This window comes from Gorillibacterium massiliense, from assembly GCF_000455485.1.
Classification (GTDB): Bacteria; Bacillota; Bacilli; order Paenibacillales; family NBRC-103111; genus Gorillibacterium; species Gorillibacterium massiliense.
Genome location: NZ_CBQR020000090.1, coordinates 1 through 19,236 on the forward strand (window position 1 = coordinate 1; position 19,236 = coordinate 19,236).

Here is a 19,236-nt window from a genome sequence, read left to right on the forward strand (position 1 = left end):
TTTGCGCACTCGTTCTACCATCTTAACAGCGGACCGTTTCCCTGCATGCGGGGCTTTACGGCTTACAAATAAGTACAGGCTGTCTGCAAATCGGCTAATAGCTCTTACTCTAACCCAATCGTCAATTGCTTTGCGAAGCTCAGTACTTTCCAATGCTAGCTCGCCATAATATCCACCTTTACCTTGCCGAATGATAATTTTCTGTTTGCCTGGCGTTCGCACGAGGTCGCTTAATTGAATATTCAGCATTTCTTCTTGCCGCAGACCAATGTACAGCATTAAATAGATCATACAGCGGTCGCGAGAACGTAAGAACTCATTTGGTTCTTTTTCGATGGCTTTGCGAATTTCCCGTATTTGATCGCGGTCGAGGTACTTGGGTTCCTTTTGCCGTTCAAGATCAGACAACGCTTCATCTTTGACGTGAATTGGCTCAGGCAGTTGACCGATTGTCGTCAGATACTGAATCCATTTGCGAAGTCCCGCCAGCTTTTTATTGATTGTCTTGGGATGGTTATGCTTGACGGTCTTCAAGTAAGATTTGAATTCCAATGTAAGCAGCTGTGTAATATTCGCCTCTTGGTCATCTGGCAATGCCGAGCGCCATAATTGATATTCCATGACAGTAGCATTGTAAGAAGCAATTGTATTGGGACGTACTTCCTGTTGTCTGAGATATAGGGTGAAGTCCATTCAGGCAGTCTCCATTCTTTTCGACATTCTGCAACCTAATATTTTGTTGCGAGCGATACTCTGATTCTGATTTCTGTATCCTGTTATAGCATGAAAGGTAATAGAGTCCAAATTCGGTTACCTAGCAAAAAAATATAAGGCAGATGCCGAGTTCTTGAACTCATACATCTGCCATTATGATTACTTCTTCAAGTAACGAATAACTTCCTCAGCGGTTTTGAAATCCGCAATTTTCTTCAAGTCATTCAATGTGAGCTTAACACAACCCACAAAGTATCTTTCATCAATTTCAAATGGAGAGCGCATTTCACGATAATATAGATCATCGTAACTCCACTTCCATGCAATTTCTGTTGTTGTGAATTCTGAACTAACAACCATTTCAAAGTCATCATTACTTTCGGGTTCTATATAGGATACCGCTGTTAATCTGCTAAGATCATGTTCAACACTTTGTGAAAGATCAATGATTTCCTCACGATCTACTATACCTTCGAGTTCAAAATAGTCATGGATATCGTACTGCTCTAGATGCAGTTCATTTATTCTATAGTCAATCTGATCATTATTGATTAGCTCCAACCAATCTTGAACGGTTATCGGACCGTTCTTGAATCCTGGTATTGGTTTAATTAATGGCGACGGGTTCTCATCAAGGAATGAGATAAATCCCTCAAAAGTAAGATGATCCGTATTAAGCAATGTATCAAAGTGCTTACTCGGAAACATAAAAACATTGATTCGAATGACAGCTAATTTTTGCTTAAGTTCTTCCCTTGAAAAGTAATCCTGCCACTTGTAAAGCTCATTGTCATGTAAGAGGATCTCCTTACCTATGCCGTTCATGTAATCCTTCTCGAAGGAAAACAAAGATTGTCGTTCTGTACTGACTATTTCTACCGAATACACGGACTCTGCCTTGATTAAATCGACCGCGAGCTGCAGTGCTTCCATAAATGAGCGTTCTATTATATTAGATTCAATTATAAGACCTTCATAGTCGTTAATTGTAATTACACTGCTTTGAATACTAAAATCAATTGCTTTGTGGTTCATCTCGTTTATTTTTTGTTGTGACATAATAGTCAACCTCCATAGTTTTGTGGTTTTGTTTTTGTTGCTTATGCTATTTTCAATGTACTTGGGACAAAAAAGAGTCCCTCCGATTGAAGGGACCCTCTTACCGAAAGTCGAGCCATCCAATAGGGAAGCAGAGGTGTAATAATATGATTTACACCTGGCTCCCAACAAACCTCTTTCGAAGTTCGTACGACGCTTTCGCGCCCCGTTGAATGACTCAACTCTATCCGATATTTAATTGTTGCTATCTTATAATAGGCGATGAACCGATGTCAATAGGTTGCAGAAAACTTTTTTCGAATCAGAATAACGTCATGTTTTTACTTCTGGCTTGGACCATATGAAATGACAGATTCCTTAGAATAAGCTTGTATCTCGGGAATTTCCATATCAAGTAGTGCAGGGTAATGGATCAACTGCGGTTTTGGCACGACTACATCGCCAAAACCAATATCAAATTGTAGCACCTTCCGAATTCATCCAAGCAACGCTGTCACTTTAACGCGTACGCCCTCATAATCAGCATCTTCCTTGATTCGTTCAGTTGTCATCTCATCTACAAGAAAAGTTACGCCATCATTCGGAATCACGATTGAACATATGCCGACGAATGAGTCACGAAGCTTCTCCAGATCATTCACGATTTGCTTAGCAAGGAAATCAACGTCTTTCGTAGGACGGGATTTGAACCCCGTTTGGGAAAACAGAAACAATCCGCCTTTGAGTATAAAATTGTCCTTGTAATCGGAAATGGATAATCGGTATAAGAATCTCTCTTGAAAGTAGAGAAGAATCAACGAGTCAAATGCCTTTCCTGATTCTCTGGCGATATTCTTTAATCGTTCGGAGACTGATGCAGGGATATTTTTAATTTCACTCATTAGACAAGTACCTCCAAATACTTTTGTAGCACCGTCCTGATCCTTAATTGATCTGCATAAGCAATTAGTTTTGTTATATTTTTCTCTGGTGAGTGAAGGTAATTTCTCAGTCCTTCTTTCATGAGGTCAATGCCTAGCTTCTCACGATACCTGACAATATCACAGATCGTTTTCTCTCGGTCATATATTCTGACAAATGTTCCTTCAACACGGACTTCGCTTACCCCAAGGTTATATTGTGTATCCGCCAAATAAACTACTTTGATGGGGGGATAGTCTGGAAGCTTAGGCTTCTTGCTGCCGCGATGTATGGCAATCTGGTACTCCCACGGATTAAAAGTCGTCAGCTCATGGAAGGAGAGAGCGGACAACAAGCAGATGACCCCTTTAGGAACCAATTTACTGACTTCAACAATCTCGTCTGCTGTACCATTACTAAACCCAGCATGTCGGTAGAAACCTTGTTTTACTCGAACGATATCACCTTGTGACTCCAGTTTTTTAATATAGTATGGGGTGATCCCAGCGTTTAAAAAATCTCGTGTTCGGGCAATTCCATTCTGACTCTGGAATATCGAATCCACTTTTGATTTGATCTCAATATCCACGTTTTCACCACCAACAATTCAATTTCTATATTCATCCAAATGCCTTAGTTACTTATTCGTTGATATCCTTTCTATTCCTGCATTGTTTACCAAAAGTTCTGCACTTAGACGTAGATGCAGTACATGACCCACAATATTGAGTTTTGAAAATATCTCTTTCGATGATACCATTTAGCATTACTTTATTTTTAAAGAGAGGGTACTGCGATGGCACAAATTATTGATTTGTTGCAATCTGGCATAGAAAAAGGGATCAAGCGGGGAGAAATATATTTATGTGATTTACCAGCAGATAGGGGATCTGTACAGTCCAATTATCGTCCAGTGATTATACTACAAAACAACGTGGGCAATCGTTTCTCAACCACTACATTAATTGCCCCTTTGTCCAGACAAAACAAACCATTACCTACTCATGTTCATTTGAAAGAAGGAACCGCTGGATTGCTATACGATTCATTCGTATTATGTGAGCAAATACAAACGATTGACAAAGCATGCCTTACAAAATTCATTGGGAAAATTGACTTCGCTACCGAGGAATTTAGAAATATTGAGAAATCTGTTTTAATCAGCCTTGGATTTTATTAAAACAAAAAGAAGCCCGCGCGGCTTCTTTTTGCTTCTTAGCTGAACATTGATAAAAATTTTGATGCTCGGTTTACCTATTCAAGTGTTTACACATCTTTTTTCCAATTCTTAATGAACAGAATTTTATCTTTCGTTAGTTGTAAGACTTTTCTTTCAGATATTATTTGCTCTGTTTCCTTCTTATACGAATTAACTTTATCTATCGCAATAAATATTTGTTTATCGCTCTTATCATATATCTCCACAATATTCTCAAGTGCAAGGTTTTCAATATTCTTCAAAAGCGGTAAATCGTGTACCACCGCTGGTAAGCACGTTAATTCCAAGAGAGTTAAATCAAAAGTTATTAGGTTTGCAAAAGCAGTACCAGTGCCAGTATCTCCGAATGTATTGAATGTATATCTATCACCTTGGATTGTTAAGGTAGGCGAACGTTTATTATCCGAATAGATTAGTTTATTTAAATTACTCATTCTAATGTTAATTTGGCTGCATATCTCAGCCAAAATTGCTTCTTTGTAGGTATCCAAGTCTTCTTTTGCAGTTTTCAGGGAACCGTCTATATTCTTCTTCCTTGTATAAAATCCATTTTCATCCGCAAGTTGTTTTATTTGAGATGCAACTTCAACAACTTTTTCAATCGTGTATTTGGGTGCATTTTTAATGCTGAGCTTTTCTCCCATAAGTTTATCAATATCTGCGATTTCATTATTCAATATAGATAGCTGCATATTAATTTCTTTTGCAGTATTCCTTAGTTCCTCTTTCAGAATAGAGGTGATAGATGCATGAAAATTATCAACCATTTTCACACGTTCAACATTGAAATCTGGAAAATACTCAATCAATTGTTCCAATTCTGAAACTGCATTAATGTTCTTATTCTCAATGTTTATTAATGTCCTCTTCAAACGGCTTTCAAATACATTTTTTTGTGTTACCAAGCTGCTTTTTCTCTTTTTAAGATCAAGAATATCCTTTGAGACAAGCGCTTCAATATCAATTGCAGCACTAACTATGCTCTCTTTCAGTTTTGTAAGTTCAACATTAAGCGCTTCAATTTTTTTCTCATTTTGCCCAAAAACACTTTTTCCAATATTAGGGACAAAATCTTTTTTCGCAGCTGCCGCTAATACATTTTTCCCCTCAGTTAACTCGGTAATTTGTTTTTCGAATCCAGCAATTTCTTTGTATTTATTGAACAGCTTCACCAATGCAACGATAGAGTCCCTTTGTCTCTCTTTTTCAAAATATTGAATTGGTTTTCTTTCATTCAGGTTTTCTTTCCCATAAATCCTGAAATATCTTCCTACAATGTTACGGAAAGATAATTCTTCAATCTGACAGCCGTACTTTTCCTGAAGAAACTTCGTATACTCTTCAACTTTAATAGTATCTTGCGCTGTAAAATTCTTATCGCATATCGTTACAAATTTATACTCTGCGGTAGTGCGATAAAAGAAGTATTCATCCTTGCCAAAAATAAACGAAAATTTAAAGTCGTGGTGACCTAAGTTCTCGACAGCATCATGATTTTTCTTTATATAGTCGTCACCACCAAAAACAAAATCTATAATCATCAACATTGTAGACTTACCAATAGAGTTGGAAGCTATCTCATCACCAGCTACAACATTCAAACCTTTATGGAAGACCACACGTTGTTCAACAAACTTATCACAAGTGATTTGCTTTAACATATCGTATCACCTTCAGTTCCTCATCAATTTCGATTTTTTCAAGAACGAACAATACGTCTAATGCCAATATGAATTGGTTGACATCTTCAAAATTATGAGAGGTCTTCTCAAATAGTCTCTCCACACTGTCATCTGTGACAGTCAAAACATCCAATACATGGGCTATTTTAGATATAACACTATCCTTAAATGGTATTAACTTGTTGGGTAGTATCAAGAAAACACCTCGCAATCCTGGACAAAATAAGCGATTACGATTTCACTTGCTCTAATAGAAAATCGATCTGTTTTTTCGTAAAGCCACTTTACAAGTGCATTATATATGTATTCTTGATTGGTATCTGTCTGCATGCATTTCCAGTAAAAACTTTTAACTTGTGAAGCTAGGGTGTCAAATTTATGTGGAGTGACGTGATCCATCGTTATGAATACAGTTTTAATGAAATCGAAATAATCTACAGCATCGTTTTTAATTTTGCGTTTGATAATGAACGGAAGGGTATCATTTGTTTTTTCATCGATTTTTAAAGACTCATAACTTAAAGGGGAAGTCTCACCGTCGATGTTTTGTAGCTTTTCTAGTACAACAGTAATATCAGACTCAATGTTAAACATATAATATGTGCTTCTGAGTTGTGCATCTTGAAGAAGCCCTTTTTTCAACTTAACCCATTTCCGATACTCTTCAACTGTACGAGGATTATCAAAACGTCCATGGCATTTTGAACAAACAGCAACTACATTTTTTAAATCGTTAACGTCGTCAGACAATCTCTCTTCGTGTTTCAACAATTCTACTTCATTTGGTAACGGGTTGGCGGGATAAATATGTGCTACTTCGAAGGACTTATATATCCTGCCTTTCTTCTTATGTGTAAGTTCATCCGTGCAATTAGGACAGTATCCACCGACTTCATTGAATAAGAGCATTTTTTCATTCGGACTAAATTCACGCCTGTTGTCATCCATATTGTCGATCACCCGCAATTCACTTCGTATTATCTATTACATTAAAGTCGAATCATGTATAAAGAATTCGACACAATTCCAGTTTATTCCTTCCAAAATCTTCTTGTAACATAAATGGATTTAGCCTAAAACAAAGAAAAACTAGGAGCATATACTCCTAGTTCAATTCAAAATAGCGGTTCGTTATTTCTCACTACGTAGGTCTTTGTACGATTCCCTTGCGATTTCTTCCATCACAGAATTATAAAACTTCTTGTCTTCAAATAATTTCGAGAATGAAGTCATTGATTCCATATAACATTCCTGTGCAATTTTTTTGAAGATATCAGGGAAGATACTTCGCTCAAATACTTCAGCGTCGTTATTTTTCGCATAAGTCTTAAGCTTATTATTATCCTTTACGACTTTATTATAAATTGTTTCTACGATAACCTTGTCGCCTTCTGAAAAAGTACCATTAAACCGCTCGTTAATTTTTCTAATGATGTTCTCCAAAAGTTCATCATCACTAATAATTATAGACTCGGGAACGAACTTTTTCGGATTTGATAGAGTCTGATACTGCGAATTGGTTTCTAGGGCAATATCCCCTTTAAATGTTTCCTCAAGCTTATAAAATTCTAAGCGCAGCTTGTCCTCCAAATTAATCTTCTTATCGTTTTCTTTGGGGATCATTTTCGCAAGATAAGAAGTAAATGTAAATTCCTTTTGGAGGCTCTTATCAAACATCCTTACAACTTGTGCAATATAAGAATACCACTTGTTAAAATTCCTTATTGTCATTCGGTATTCATAACGTTTTTCTACATCAAGGTTGTTGTATCTATCTACGACTGGCTTTAATAGGGCAGTCATTTTGCCAAGGTCTTTATCTGTCTGCTGACCATTCTTATAGTAAATTTTGATGAAACTCTCAATGTCAGCATCATTGTAAAGTTTAAATTTACGCAACAAACTTTGTGTTTGGTAGATAAGGTTGATATTTATTTCTTCATCAAGGATGGTGGCTTCGTAAAAGCGGGAGAAGGATTTTTTCATATCTTCTGCAGAATTCACAAAGTCCAATATAAAAGTATCCTCTTTGCCGCGGCAAGTACGGTTCAGTCTTGATAGAGTCTGTACTGCTTTTACTCCATCCAGTTTTTTATCGACAAACATTGTGTGAAGTAGTGGCTCGTCAAACCCAGTCTGATACTTCTCAGCAACGATTAAGCAGTTGAAGTCATGATGAAATTCTTCTGGTAACTGCTTTTCTTTTATCGTTGAGCCATCTGATCGTTTGTTCATACCTTCTTCTGTATAGGCAACTGTTTCACCATACTCGTTGAGATCATTAATTACACCTGAAAAGGCAATAAGAATATCAATCTCGTCATACTTGTTTTTTTCAATATATCGCTTAAATTCGTGATAATAGCGAACAGCGTGAAGACGAGATGCGGTAACCACCATTGCTTTTGCATTTCCACCAATTTTATTCTTTGTTATCTCTCTAAAATGTTCTATCATTACAGCTGTTTTTTGTTGTAGATTATGCGGATGCAACTCCTGGTATCTGCGAACCGCTTTAACCGCCTTTGTCGCTGGAACCTCGGGGTTGTCAGGTGTATTCTTGGCAATCTTAAAGCAAGTCTTATAAGTCATATAGTTCTTAAGCACATCAAGAATAAACTCCTCCTCGATAGCCTGTCGCATACTGTAAACATGATAAGGGCGGAAGGTGCCATCGACTTGCTTTTCGCCAAACATTTCAAGAGTTTTTTCTTTTGGGGTAGCAGTGAAAGCAAAGAACGATAAATTCTTGTGCTTACCGTGTGTAATCAATTCTTTTACAAGCTGATCTTCAGTATCTTCTACTTCGGATTCTGCTTGGTTTTCAATTTCAGCATATTCTTTCAAAGCTTCTTCTACATCAGCGAGAGCAGCCTTTAACTTCTTAGCGCTATTACCAGTTTGAGAAGAATGTGCCTCATCTACAATAATGGCGAATCTTCTGCCTTTGTTGTCATCTATTTCTTCATAGATAACTGGGAATTTTTGAAGCGTAGTGATAATAATCTTTTTGCCATCATTAATAGCATCACGCAGATCTTTTGATGTCTTCTTTTCGTCAATGGTTTCAACTACTCCATCGATATGATCGAAACCTGAAATTGTATTTTGTAGTTGATTATCGAGCACACGACGGTCAGTAACTACGATTATAGAAGTAAATACACTTTTGTTGTCTTTATCGTGAAGGGTTGATAGACGGTATGCGAGCCAAGCAATTGAATTACTCTTTCCTGATCCTGCGGAATGCTGGATTAAATAATTCTTTCCGCTACCATTTGCTCTAACGTTAGCTGCCAGCTTTGACACAACATCAAGCTGATGATATCGTGGGAAGATTATTTTCTTGCTTGTTTTCGTTTTTCGTTTTCCATTCACTTTTTCAGTTGTTTCTGAAACATCCAAGTGTATATATCTCTGAAGTATGTCCATTAAGGCATCCTTTTTCAAAACCTTTTCCCACAAATAGGAGGTGATATAGCCTTCACCATCACCTACAGGATTTCCTGCACCGCCAATTTCGCCTGCGCCATTAGATCCTTGGTTAAAGGGTAAGAAGAAAGTATCCTTACCCTTTAGATGTGTGGTCATTGCTACTTCATAAAGATCAACAGCAAAATATACAAGGATTCTATTGTTAAATCCGAAAATGAACTCTTTCGAATCGCGGTCATACATAAACTGCCTCTTGGCATTATCGACTGATTGACCTTTAAGCTGGTTCTTTAATTCCACGGCTACAACGGGGATGCCATTTAGAGATAACACCATATCAATTGAATTTTCATTTTGTGTAGAATACTTAAACTGGCGAGTACAGGTTAATATATTGTCACTGTACTGCTTTATCACAGTATCATTGAGGCTTGTCTCTGGTCTAAAAAAGGCAAGTTTAAACTTTATACCACGGTCAATGATCCCATGTCTCAAAACATGGATTAAGCCTTCACTGTCAATATTGGTTTGCAAACAACGATAAAGGCGAGTTTGAGCATCTACTCCATCACGCTTAATTTGACGTTCCCATTCTTTGGGCTGAGTAGTAGCAAGAAAAGTAATCAGGCTTTCCATATCAATCGCTTGTTCACGATTGTATGTATTTTGATAACCTTTAATAAAACCACCCGTAGAAGAAAGAAAAAAACTTTCTATATCTTGCTCAAATCTTTTTTCATTATCCTGCAAACCTCTACACCTCCTTTTTACCCGTTACTATTTCATAAATTAAAGACTTTTTATAAGTTTCAAGTTCCGATATTACCTTCTGTTTTTGTACTATAAGATTATCGATTTCAATGCATTTGCTATCTAAATAATCTGCAATTTCTTTTTGCTCTGAAAGTGGCGGTGAAACGACCATTATCTTAGCCAGCTTATCCCAGTTTCGGAAATCACTTGACCGAATTCTTACCCCTTCCGAGAGTGCCATAAACACATCATTCAATGCAAAACTTCTTAATAAGTACATATAATATCTTTTGTTCTCTTTACTTTCACACACATGAACAACTGGTGTACATTTGCCACGTGAGTCAGAGATGCCAATAGCACCAGCAAAAGCGTCCATACCATGAATAACCAAATCACCAATTTCAACACCCTGGTAGCCTTTTTCGGTATCTGAAAAGGTGTAACCGTCTGTCCTTCTATTTTTTCTAAGAGTAACTTCTCCATCTCTAAAGCAAGTAATAACATCATCAGTTTGTAACACTGGTCTGTTTAAAGGCGTTAAAACATTCTTAATTTTTTTAACCTTCCAGTGCTTGGGTATAGTGCCGATATAGTTTATTTCGCTTTCTTTTAGTTCTACCTCATTTTTCAATCCTTTATAGACAGTCTCAGTAATAATAGATTTTTTATACTTCTTATATTCTTCGATTGATAGCCTTGTGCTTTCAATAGTTTCATCAATCTCGGTACATTTCTTATCGAGAACGTTGGCTATGTGTTCTTGGATATGTTTTGGTGGAACTGGAAGCATTACCCTATTGAGCTTAGACATGGATATCCGCATTCTAATTGTGTTCAATTTTCCAGTACCAGATTCCTTTATCATAATTCCATTTCCAAGCCCACGTAGATTAGCTTGAAACTCTTTTGTTTGGAAAATATTATTAAAATAATCTATCGAATAGCTATCGTCTCTAACGTAAAGTGTATAGTACACAGGGCTAACACAACCGAAATATTTCGATATCCCAACAGAACCAGCGAGTATATTCATGCTATTTAATACAATATCTTTCGGATAAGTCAATTTGTATGCCGTTAAATCTTCCTTGGCTTTATTACCGCCTCCTGTTTTTTCGTTGTAAGGAATAACACCCTTATCTACAGTTAGCGACAAAATAAAATCGGTCTGTATAGGATTATTGGTTTCATTTCTCTCCATTAAAATTGCTTTTACTGGCATTAGATTCCAGTTATCTGGAATTTCGCCAATCCATTCGATACCGCTATCGTTCATCCCTACGCTCATTTCTCAACTCCACCTTTTGAAAACAGTCTATCAAGTGAAGCAGAAATACTTTGTTCAAGACCGCGTATTCTCAAAGCAATGTCCTCACTGTTTTCAGGAGGAACATATTTATAAAAATATCTTGTAAAAGGTATTTCATATCCAACGTTTGTTTTGCTTTTATCTATCCATGCATCAGGATTATATGGCTGTACTTCTCTTTCAAAGTAAACATCAATATCCTCTGTCAGTGGCACACTTTCTGTATCCCTTTTAGATGTATCTGGAACCTTCTTTTTGCCCTTCATAACAGGTCTACCAGTATCATCACACATTGGACTTTCCACAACTATCTTGTTGAATCCAAAATCTATATTATCAATAGTCTTCGACTCACAGTTCTTTTCATCATATGTGTAAGTTTTGTTTTGAAACTCACCGTAAGCCCTCACAATAATATCTCTGCAAGTGTCTGATATATCATTTTTCTTAAAACCAATTGATTTTCTTCTTGCTTCATACATGTTGGAGGCATCAATAAGTTGTACTTTACCTTCTCTATGGGAGGGCTTGTTTTTGGAGATGATCCAGATATAGGTTGCTATTTCGGTATTATAAAAAGCATTTGTGGGCAATTGAATAATAGCATCAAGCCAATCATTTTCAATTAAGTATCTTCTTATTTCACTTTCGCCAGAGCCAGCCGCACCAGAAAAAAGTGGCGATCCATTTTGGATTATAGCCATTTTACCTGATTCTTTAAGCTTGCTAACTCCGTTTAACATGAAAAGCATTTGACCGTCAGAGATTTTAGGAAGACCTGGACCAAATCTTCCTTTATCACCAAGTTTATTTTCTGCCCTCACGGCAGCTTCCTCGCGCTTCCAATCAATACCAAATGGAGGATTGGATATGCAATAGTCAAATGTATACCCCGAAAATTTATCATTGGAAAGGGTATCACCATACTCCATATTATCAGCATTACTTCCCTTAATAATCATGTCTGCTTTTGCTATTGCGTATGTTTCAGGATTGAATTCCTGCCCAAAACAACGTATTTCCGCATCTGCATCTAATGCGCGTAGTCGCTCCTCCATACAACCTAACATCTGTGATGTTCCCATCGTTTGGTCGTATACAGTTTTTACAACACCATCTTCTAACAATGTGTCTTTCTCATCACAAATTAGAAGATCCGTCATTAGATATATAATGTCACGACTAGTAAAGTGCGCCCCTGCTTCTTCATTGTAACTTTCTGAAAATGTTTTGATTAAATCTTCAAATATATAACCCATATCAACTGCTGTAATTAGGTCTGCACCGAGATAACTTGACTTCTTATTGAACTCCTGAATGATGTAAAAAAGGATATTATTATTAGCGAGTTTTGTAATTTCTTTATCAAATTCAAAATGAGCAAGTACATCCTGCACATTGTCGGAGAAGCCATTTAAATATGCACGAAAGTTTTCTTCGATATGAGAAGCATCTGCCAAGAGCGATTCGAAGGTAAACGGACTTACATTATAAAAACTTAGTTCTGATGCAGCTTCCAAAAAGCCATCTTTTACTTCAAAGTTCTTGACTTTATTGTAGGTTTCAAGCACTTTCTCCCTGGTTGGTAGCAGTGTATCGTGAAATCTTTTGATAACCGTCATCGGAAGAATAACTTTGCCATATTCATGTGGTTTATATAGTCCTACTAAATGGTTTGCATTGTTCCATATCATAGTTGATTTTTCTTGAATGTTCACTGTTGTTTGCATACTTGAATAAATATCTGACATTCTTGGTATCCCTCTCTCATAAAAAATACTACTTTAGACTTATTCAACAATTGGTCTTTATTGTCCTTTATTCGACAATTGACATCATAATTATACTCGAGATAAAGCTGTTTTGCGTCAGTGAGTGTATGTTCTCATCGATTAGGTATTATTACTAATTAACTCTGCACTTAGACGGAAAGTATAAAAAATCCCCACTAATCTGATTTCTCGATTCAGTGGAGATACAATATAATATTTTAATAAGTCCGCGATTCCAAGTTGTTCAAACTTCTTGTCGGATATGCATTTCGAGTGAGGAACATTATTTGCCTTCTTGTACGCAAAAGGCTAGCTGTGAGGACTTAATTCATTAGTAACTTTCTTCAACTGTTTTCTAATCTTCTGCATGTGTCTCTGCCTTATTAGTGCAACCGCTCTTTCACCCTTGAAAATACGCTCTGCCTTCATAACATATGTAATGAAGTTTCCGTCCTGATGCCTCTTCCCAACCACTGCGCCTTTAATCGAATATTTTTCGTATATGTTCCGACTACTTACTCTGTTTCTTTTCTTAGTAATACCATTAGTTCGCACAACTGTCTTTAGTTTTCGGTAGAGCTTGTAATAATACTTAGAAATCGTTTTATCTCTTATCGAAACCGTCCGACCGTCAAAAGTGAATCCAAGGTAGTTCATGAAATCCTTACCGTTTTTCACATTACCCAACACATCTTCATTGCGACTCTTAATGGTTCCATTACAATATTCAAATATTTGAGTTTTCTCTGATTCCAATTCCACCTTAGGAACTGAATCGATCACAGAACGAATATGTTGAAACTGCAATTTGAAATGTTCCGTGGTTCTCTTGGGTAGAATAATGATAAAATCATCGCAGTATCTCATATATAGTCCGCGATTCTCAACTATATAGTCGTTAATTAGCTTATCAAAATCTAGCATATATATGTTGGAAAAAATGGCACTAATCGCAGAACCTTGCGGTATTCCGAAGCTATTTTTATTTCGCTTTACACATTTCTTCTTCAAGTCCTTAAACTGTTCTAAGGAAATTGCCCTCTCTAATTTATTGAACGCCTCAACATCTTTACGTTTACTCGTAAATCCATTAAGCGCCAACAGATCATCTCGGTTCCATAGAGAATACTTTGTTATGTTCTTATAAACAGCATAATAATCTGATGGTAGCTTGTCTGCTCCTAGCAAGCGACACAGCATTTCCTTCAAATACCTATGGTCCAGACAATCGAAAAATTTCGTAAAGTCTCCAATCATAATGTAGCATTCATTATTACTCTTGATAAAATCAATCGCTCTTTTGGCAAAATGAATATTGTTTTTAGGTAGGTTATCTCGATAAGCGATAACGGCATTATCAGTACCATTATCTTTAACATACAAATTATAATATTGATTCAATTTGAACCCATAATACTGGTAAATGTATCGATCTATGTGAGCAGAATAACAAATCTCACGCGTTTTAGTTTTAGTCTTGTCTACGCTCGCTTCATGATATTTGCGGAACGACAGAGTATAGTGAATGAACGGGTAAAAACCATGCATTGTAACCCGCCGTGGATCACTGATATAGATCCAAACTTGATCCAATGATACTTTTGAATCAAAGTGGGCAAGACCTCTTCTCGCTCTATGTTTTTCTTTCCATTCATGAAGGTCCATATAATAATTCCCCCATTAAAGGCGTAATACCTGCCGACATGAGGGGCAGCATCCCTAAGCCGACAGGTATAACCCGACTTGCATTCAGTTATAAAATACATAATGAATCCAGCTGCCCAACAATTCGCTCAATACTTAACTACGTTATAATAGTTAAGGAGATGGGAGGATTAGACTTCATGCTTGTGAGTTGGCTTGTCACAGTCACGCTATCTAAACAGCTATCAACCGAGACCCGATTCCAGATTGGAATGCTAATCAGACAGTTGACAACAATCCCTTACCCTTATGTCAATACATAAGGCGTTATTGCTCTTCCAGTATAATACAAGTCCCTAGGTTATTCAATGTATAGTGCAAGCGTTAATATTCCGAAAAAATTGCGTTGTTTAAGGACATACTCATTTCTTATCCGTACTTATCATAATAAGGAAATTCTTCTTATTGAAACAAACACCACGCGGATGAGTAAAGTCCGAAAAACCCAATAAAATCAATACTTCCCGTCGTCCTCTCTTGGGTGTGTTTCAAACCACATCACATTGGAGATGTGGTTGCGTACGGTCTTTTCGCTGATGAATAGCTGCTGTGCGATATCCTTGGTTGTTTTGTCCTGAACCAAAAGTTCAAAGACTTCGCGTTCGCGGTGCGTAAGGAAAAATTTGCTGTTATGCTCGTTGCCCTTCAAAGTGTCACCCCTCCTTGCCCGGGTTTTGTATAGTTACAAGGTAAAGGGATACAGTCAAATTCAGTTTATGAGAAGGACTCAGCCTTGGTGCGGTGTTCCTGTAGAAATGGGCACTGGGATAGCCGTTTATGGGCAGCATTACGGTTAAGCCGTCTCCTCGCCATCCTTACAGGCAATTTCTCGATCACGGTTGAAATCGGAATAGCTCATCCTTGGTCCATGCGCCTCTGTCGCATAATGCAGCGCCTCCAGGTGATCACCCAATATCATCTGTTCTGCAGGGTTGCCGTGGCCGACATTGTTCGACCGAATCCGGTTGTAATGAAATACATTTACGCTGCTGGAAACCCGAACAATCCGAAGATCACCCATTATCGCCCGCACCTGAGCCAAAGGAGGTATAGCAAGAGTTCCTGTGCCTATGACTTCCAACCCCCTGCGTGTAATGGCGTGAGGGACGGCAGTCAAGGAGTCAGCCTCCAAATCGGGACGATGCATGCTGAGATTAAGAAATTGCTTTACGATAGAGACAGAATCCCGATCTGCAAAAACAGGCATGCGTTCAGTTAAGGAATTGAGCACAACGTCCGCCCCCTTTCCCACTTCATCGATAAAGGGAAGCAGATTTTCCGCACCGATGACCATATCGGCATCAAGAAACAACAGGATATCCGACCGGGATTGCTCCGCTCCAATAGCTCTTCCAATATCATAGCCAAGCAAGACATCGAAGGAGATGACTTTCGGTGCCAGCGGATGATCCTGGCCTATTTGCCGAGTACCCTCATCTGTACCGTCCAGCACGAGAATGACTTCTTCAAAAGGCAATTTCATCAATTCATCTAGCTGCTGCTTCAAGGTACTTCCTTCGTCTACAGCACAGATGACGCATCCAACTGTTCGGTCTGTCGGCCAGAGCAGCTTGCTGGGACTGATGCCTGTTGCGGAATATCTGCCATAGCCCTTGATGAATTGATGACAGGCGTTTACATAAGCGGAGTTAGGCCAATGGGAGAAAGATTGGCTTCTATAAAATAGATTCCAGGCTTCATTAAGATTAGTATATTCCGATCCATCCAACTGCTCTTCACCTGTAGCCGAACTCAAAAATCGCTCTGCAGCCATTCCTCCCGCTTTAAAAGCGGATGCAGCAAAATACCTTCCCTTTATACCATAGGAGCCTTTTGCGGTTGCTGTTGTTGGCTTCTTCATTACCCTAGGGGATATGGCTTGAGAAACCTTCTGAACGGAAATCTTTCTTTTTGTCTTTTGACGGTCGGGTTTCTTTATTTCTGACTTTGTAGGATGAGAGAGGCCGTTTCCTTTTGTTCTTCTCGTACTCATGTCAAGACCACCTGCTCTATCCTTCTGTCCAAATCTGGTTTATCTGCTCGTGGCCCTATATGATCGAGTACCCAACGTATCGCTTCCACATGATCGCCGACAATCAATTGGGCCACCGGGTCTGGTTTTATGTTTCTGCGTTTTCTTGGATTTAGATTGCCTACATCTACAAAAGCTGACATTTCCACGCGGAGTCCGTTCGTTAAGGCAATAGCCTGAGCTTTCGGGGGGACTGCCAGATTGTCTATGCCAATGATGTCCATCGCTTTGCGATTGATCGCATGAGGAATCGTCGTCATCGACGCCCCCTTCAGATCCGCCCGGTTAAGCAAGTGGTTCAAGCTGAATTTGGAAATAATGGCGCTATGCACCTTCCTTGTGCGAGCTAGCCCTTGATAACGGTTTAGTGCGATATCCACGCCGTTTTGTACCGTCTTGACGAAAGCCGACAGTTTAGCAGCCGGAATTACGATATCTCCGTCTATGAATAAAAGGATGCTGCCTAAAGCGTGCCGGGCTCCAACGCTGCGGCCTACATCGTGGCCAAGATTCTCCTGAAAGTGAATGACCCGTGCTCCCAAACTTCTGGCAATCTCCTCCGACCCATCGGTTGTTCCGTTGGAGACGACGATGACTTCCGTTGATGGATGTGCGCGTTTAGCCTGGTGAATCACGCGCGCCAGCGTTCTCCGTTCGTTTAGCACCGGAATTATGACAGAAACGAATGGTTCGTCTGAAGATGGTTGAACCACGAGTTTCGCAGGATGGCTTACTGGGAGTTTTTTTATTGATGGGACTTGTTGTTTCTGTTCTGTAAAAGATCCAGCTTGAAGTAGGGGGCGCAATTGGCGCTTGGGCTTAGTAGGCGAGTTGCGAACGACCCGCGTGTTGTGCATTCTCCGTCGATGTACACGCATTGCCATATCGCACTCTCCTTTCATGAACGCATTCTTCTCCCATATTATGAGAACGTCCCGGTTATGTAACGGCAAACACGCAATTAGCAAACTTGCCTATGCCTGAGAACAAAAAAAACCAACCCCGCAACATTCTGCGGCAGTTGGGTAATCGGACATGTATATGAATTCTCCCTCTGTTATTGCTCATCATCCAGCGGATCGTTCTTCTGAAACTCGTCAGAAACAATTGCCTCTCCACAGCCAAAACTGTTATCGACGATTGCTTCAACCTGCGCTTCCAGAACCTCCTGTAAACCCAGCGCCGCATGGAGCTCCTTGATTTCCTGAGCTTCCAAAACCGCATGGAGTTCCTCGATTTCCTCAGCTTCCAATACCGCATAAAGCTCCTCGATTTCCTCAGCTTCCAAAACCGCATGGAGTTCCTCGATTTCCTCAGCTTCCAATACCGCATGAAGTTCTACGAGTTCCTGAATTTCCAAAACCGCATGAAGCTCTTCGAGATCCTGCAGATCTACCGGAACCTGCAATTCTTGGGCTTCATGGTTCTCAAGAACTTCCTGCGCTTCAAAGACTTCCTGCACCTCAATAGCTTCCTGCACCTCAATAGCTTCCTGCACCTTTAATACTTCCTGCACCTCAATAGCTTCCTGCACCTCAATAGCTTCCTGTGCCAGCAGTACATTCGGTGCGCTCAGCATTTGCTGCGGTTCAACATATTCCCGGCTGATCTTGGCCGCCTGCTGTTCAGCCGTTAATGGAGTTCCCATGGCTATCCAGCTTAACGTTCCGGAGATCGCTTCTTTTTTACGCAGCCGAACAATTTCAAAGACTGCACCTTCGCAGCCGATTTCCTTCAGCGTCACAAAACACGACCGGCTGTTTGTCACCCCTACGGCGACAAACGAATAACCCGATTGCTTTTCCCATGCTGCTACAACTTCCGTATTTTCGCGAGATGAGGCAAAATCAAAAGGGACCGTTCCGGAAAGCGTAATCGTCTTCTTTTCGGCCGGGCTTGCGATAAGCTCTCTTGCCTGGGAAAGAATCTGCTGCAGTTCTAGAGCCAAATGATTTATGGTGATCACTTCGCTGCCAACATGGCGGCTCCCGATAACCCCTTCTCCAATATGGTTCCCGCCAACCGCCCCATCCGCAATGATGCCGTTCGTAACACTGCCAAGCGCCAGCTTCTCTTCCGTGATACAGCGATCCTCCAGTTTCTCCCCAATAACGCTGCCGCCGGCTAATTTCTCCGAAGTGACGCTGCCATAAGCCAGCTTCTCATAGGAAATGCTGCCGTCAGCCAGTTTTTCATTGGTTATGCTGCAGTCCGCAATTTTCTCGCTGGTCACGGAATGAATCGCCAGCTTTTCACCGATTACGCTGCCGTTTGCGATTTTCTCTTCCGTTACGCTGTTTTCAGCCAGTTTATCCTTGGTTACGCTGCTGTTTTTCAACTTCTCACGGGTCACACTGCCATCCTTCAGCTTCTCCCTTGACACGCTGCCATCCTTCAACTTTTCCGTGGATATGCTGCTATTCGCCAGTTTATCCGTAACGATGCTGCCCAGTTGGAGCTTTTCGGCAGTGATGCTGTCATCCGCAAGCTTCTCTTCTGTCACTGCGCTATCGGCGAGCCGTTCTGTTGTAACGCTACCAAGGGCCAATTTATCGGTGGTCACACCGCTGTCAGCCAATTTTCTATTCGTAATGCTGCCGTCTTGCAGCTTCTCCTCCGTCAAGCTGAATTCCGCTATTTGAATGGTGGTTACA

At 39.5% G+C, this 19,236-nt stretch carries 16 protein-coding genes; 1 reads left to right on the forward strand and 15 read right to left on the reverse strand.

The window, feature by feature from the left end; all coding sequences use genetic code 11:
- From TJ79_RS10220 to TJ79_RS10235, 4 genes are all read right to left on the reverse strand, one after another.
- A partial coding sequence (locus tag TJ79_RS10220) for a tyrosine-type recombinase/integrase (RefSeq protein WP_040950209.1) occupies positions 1-693 on the reverse strand: 693 nt, incomplete at its 3' end.
- Positions 694-873: 180 nt separating this feature from the next.
- Positions 874-1,773, reverse strand: a complete 900-nt coding sequence (locus tag TJ79_RS10225) for a hypothetical protein (protein ID WP_040950210.1) — start codon at positions 1,771-1,773, stop codon at positions 874-876.
- Between the two features lie 476 nt (positions 1,774-2,249).
- A complete protein-coding gene (locus TJ79_RS10230; protein WP_052339458.1) occupies positions 2,250-2,654 on the reverse strand; it encodes a nucleotidyl transferase AbiEii/AbiGii toxin family protein in 405 nt (134 codons plus the stop codon).
- On the reverse strand, positions 2,654-3,262 hold the full coding sequence (locus tag TJ79_RS10235; protein ID WP_040950211.1) for a type IV toxin-antitoxin system AbiEi family antitoxin domain-containing protein: 609 nt from the start codon (positions 3,260-3,262) through the stop codon (positions 2,654-2,656). The genes TJ79_RS10230 and TJ79_RS10235 overlap by 1 nt, the downstream gene beginning before the upstream one ends.
- A gap of 207 nt (positions 3,263-3,469) precedes the next feature.
- Here TJ79_RS10235 and TJ79_RS10240 point away from each other — a divergent pair, with 207 nt between their 5' ends.
- A complete protein-coding gene (locus tag TJ79_RS10240) occupies positions 3,470-3,853 on the forward strand; it encodes a type II toxin-antitoxin system PemK/MazF family toxin (protein ID WP_052339459.1) in 384 nt (127 codons plus the stop codon).
- Positions 3,854-3,939: 86 nt separating this feature from the next.
- Here TJ79_RS10240 and TJ79_RS10245 read toward each other — a convergent pair whose 3' ends face one another.
- The 11 genes from TJ79_RS10245 to TJ79_RS10295 all read right to left on the reverse strand — a co-directional run.
- Positions 3,940-5,553 carry a DUF2326 domain-containing protein gene (locus tag TJ79_RS10245; protein ID WP_040950212.1) on the reverse strand — a complete coding sequence of 538 codons (1,614 nt, stop codon included), beginning with the start codon at positions 5,551-5,553 and terminating at the stop codon, positions 3,940-3,942.
- On the reverse strand, positions 5,531-5,785 hold the full coding sequence (locus tag TJ79_RS28570; protein ID WP_337588939.1) for an ABC-three component system middle component 7: 255 nt from the start codon (positions 5,783-5,785) through the stop codon (positions 5,531-5,533). The genes TJ79_RS10245 and TJ79_RS28570 overlap by 23 nt, the downstream gene beginning before the upstream one ends.
- The gene (locus TJ79_RS10255) at positions 5,767-6,522 is read right to left on the reverse strand and encodes an ABC-three component system protein (protein ID WP_040950214.1); all 756 of its coding nucleotides are present in this window, start codon (positions 6,520-6,522) and stop codon (positions 5,767-5,769) included. The genes TJ79_RS28570 and TJ79_RS10255 overlap by 19 nt, the downstream gene beginning before the upstream one ends.
- A 183-nt stretch (positions 6,523-6,705) precedes the next feature.
- Positions 6,706-9,759: a type I restriction endonuclease subunit R gene (locus tag TJ79_RS10260; protein WP_040950215.1), complete on the reverse strand. Its 3,054-nt coding sequence runs from the start codon at positions 9,757-9,759 to the stop codon at positions 6,706-6,708.
- Between the two features lie 4 nt (positions 9,760-9,763).
- On the reverse strand, positions 9,764-11,053 hold the full coding sequence (locus TJ79_RS10265; RefSeq protein WP_040950216.1) for a restriction endonuclease subunit S: 1,290 nt from the start codon (positions 11,051-11,053) through the stop codon (positions 9,764-9,766).
- Positions 11,050-12,825 (reverse strand): type I restriction-modification system subunit M, encoded by a 1,776-nt coding sequence (locus TJ79_RS10270; RefSeq protein ID WP_040950217.1) that lies wholly within the window; start codon positions 12,823-12,825, stop codon positions 11,050-11,052. The genes TJ79_RS10265 and TJ79_RS10270 overlap by 4 nt, the downstream gene beginning before the upstream one ends.
- A 330-nt stretch (positions 12,826-13,155) precedes the next feature.
- Complete coding sequence (locus TJ79_RS10275; RefSeq protein WP_040950218.1) at positions 13,156-14,511, reverse strand: reverse transcriptase/maturase family protein; 1,356 nt, start codon at positions 14,509-14,511, stop codon at positions 13,156-13,158.
- 493 nt (positions 14,512-15,004) lie between these two features.
- Positions 15,005-15,199 (reverse strand): helix-turn-helix domain-containing protein, encoded by a 195-nt coding sequence (locus TJ79_RS10280; protein WP_052339460.1) that lies wholly within the window; start codon positions 15,197-15,199, stop codon positions 15,005-15,007.
- 144 nt (positions 15,200-15,343) lie between these two features.
- On the reverse strand, positions 15,344-16,411 hold the full coding sequence (locus TJ79_RS25890; protein ID WP_052339461.1) for a glycosyltransferase family 2 protein: 1,068 nt from the start codon (positions 16,409-16,411) through the stop codon (positions 15,344-15,346).
- A 128-nt stretch (positions 16,412-16,539) separates the two neighbouring features.
- Complete coding sequence (locus tag TJ79_RS10290) at positions 16,540-17,439, reverse strand: glycosyltransferase family 2 protein (protein ID WP_081756824.1); 900 nt, start codon at positions 17,437-17,439, stop codon at positions 16,540-16,542.
- A 200-nt stretch (positions 17,440-17,639) separates the two neighbouring features.
- Positions 17,640-19,236: WIAG-tail domain (locus tag TJ79_RS10295; RefSeq protein ID WP_040950219.1), on the reverse strand; the 1,597-nt coding region annotated here is incomplete at its 5' end.

What these genes read in the sequence shown, in the direction of transcription:
- TJ79_RS10265 (WP_040950216.1), bottom strand. Translation starts at nt 11,053, where the DNA reads ATGAGCGTAGGGATGAACGATAGCGGTATCGAATGGATTGGCGAAATT.
- TJ79_RS10270 (WP_040950217.1), bottom strand. Translation starts at nt 12,825, where the DNA reads ATGTCAGATATTTATTCAAGTATGCAAACAACAGTGAACATTCAAGAA.
- TJ79_RS10290 (WP_081756824.1), bottom strand. Translation starts at nt 17,439, where the DNA reads ATGCACAACACGCGGGTCGTTCGCAACTCGCCTACTAAGCCCAAGCGC.
- TJ79_RS10225 (WP_040950210.1), bottom strand. Translation starts at nt 1,773, where the DNA reads ATGTCACAACAAAAAATAAACGAGATGAACCACAAAGCAATTGATTTT.
- TJ79_RS10255 (WP_040950214.1), bottom strand. Translation starts at nt 6,522, where the DNA reads ATGGATGACAACAGGCGTGAATTTAGTCCGAATGAAAAAATGCTCTTA.
- TJ79_RS10240 (WP_052339459.1), top strand. Translation starts at nt 3,470, where the DNA reads ATGGCACAAATTATTGATTTGTTGCAATCTGGCATAGAAAAAGGGATC.
- TJ79_RS25890 (WP_052339461.1), bottom strand. Translation starts at nt 16,411, where the DNA reads ATGAAGAAGCCAACAACAGCAACCGCAAAAGGCTCCTATGGTATAAAG.
- TJ79_RS10230 (WP_052339458.1), bottom strand. Translation starts at nt 2,654, where the DNA reads ATGAGTGAAATTAAAAATATCCCTGCATCAGTCTCCGAACGATTAAAG.
- TJ79_RS10275 (WP_040950218.1), bottom strand. Translation starts at nt 14,511, where the DNA reads ATGGACCTTCATGAATGGAAAGAAAAACATAGAGCGAGAAGAGGTCTT.
- TJ79_RS10245 (WP_040950212.1), bottom strand. Translation starts at nt 5,553, where the DNA reads ATGTTAAAGCAAATCACTTGTGATAAGTTTGTTGAACAACGTGTGGTC.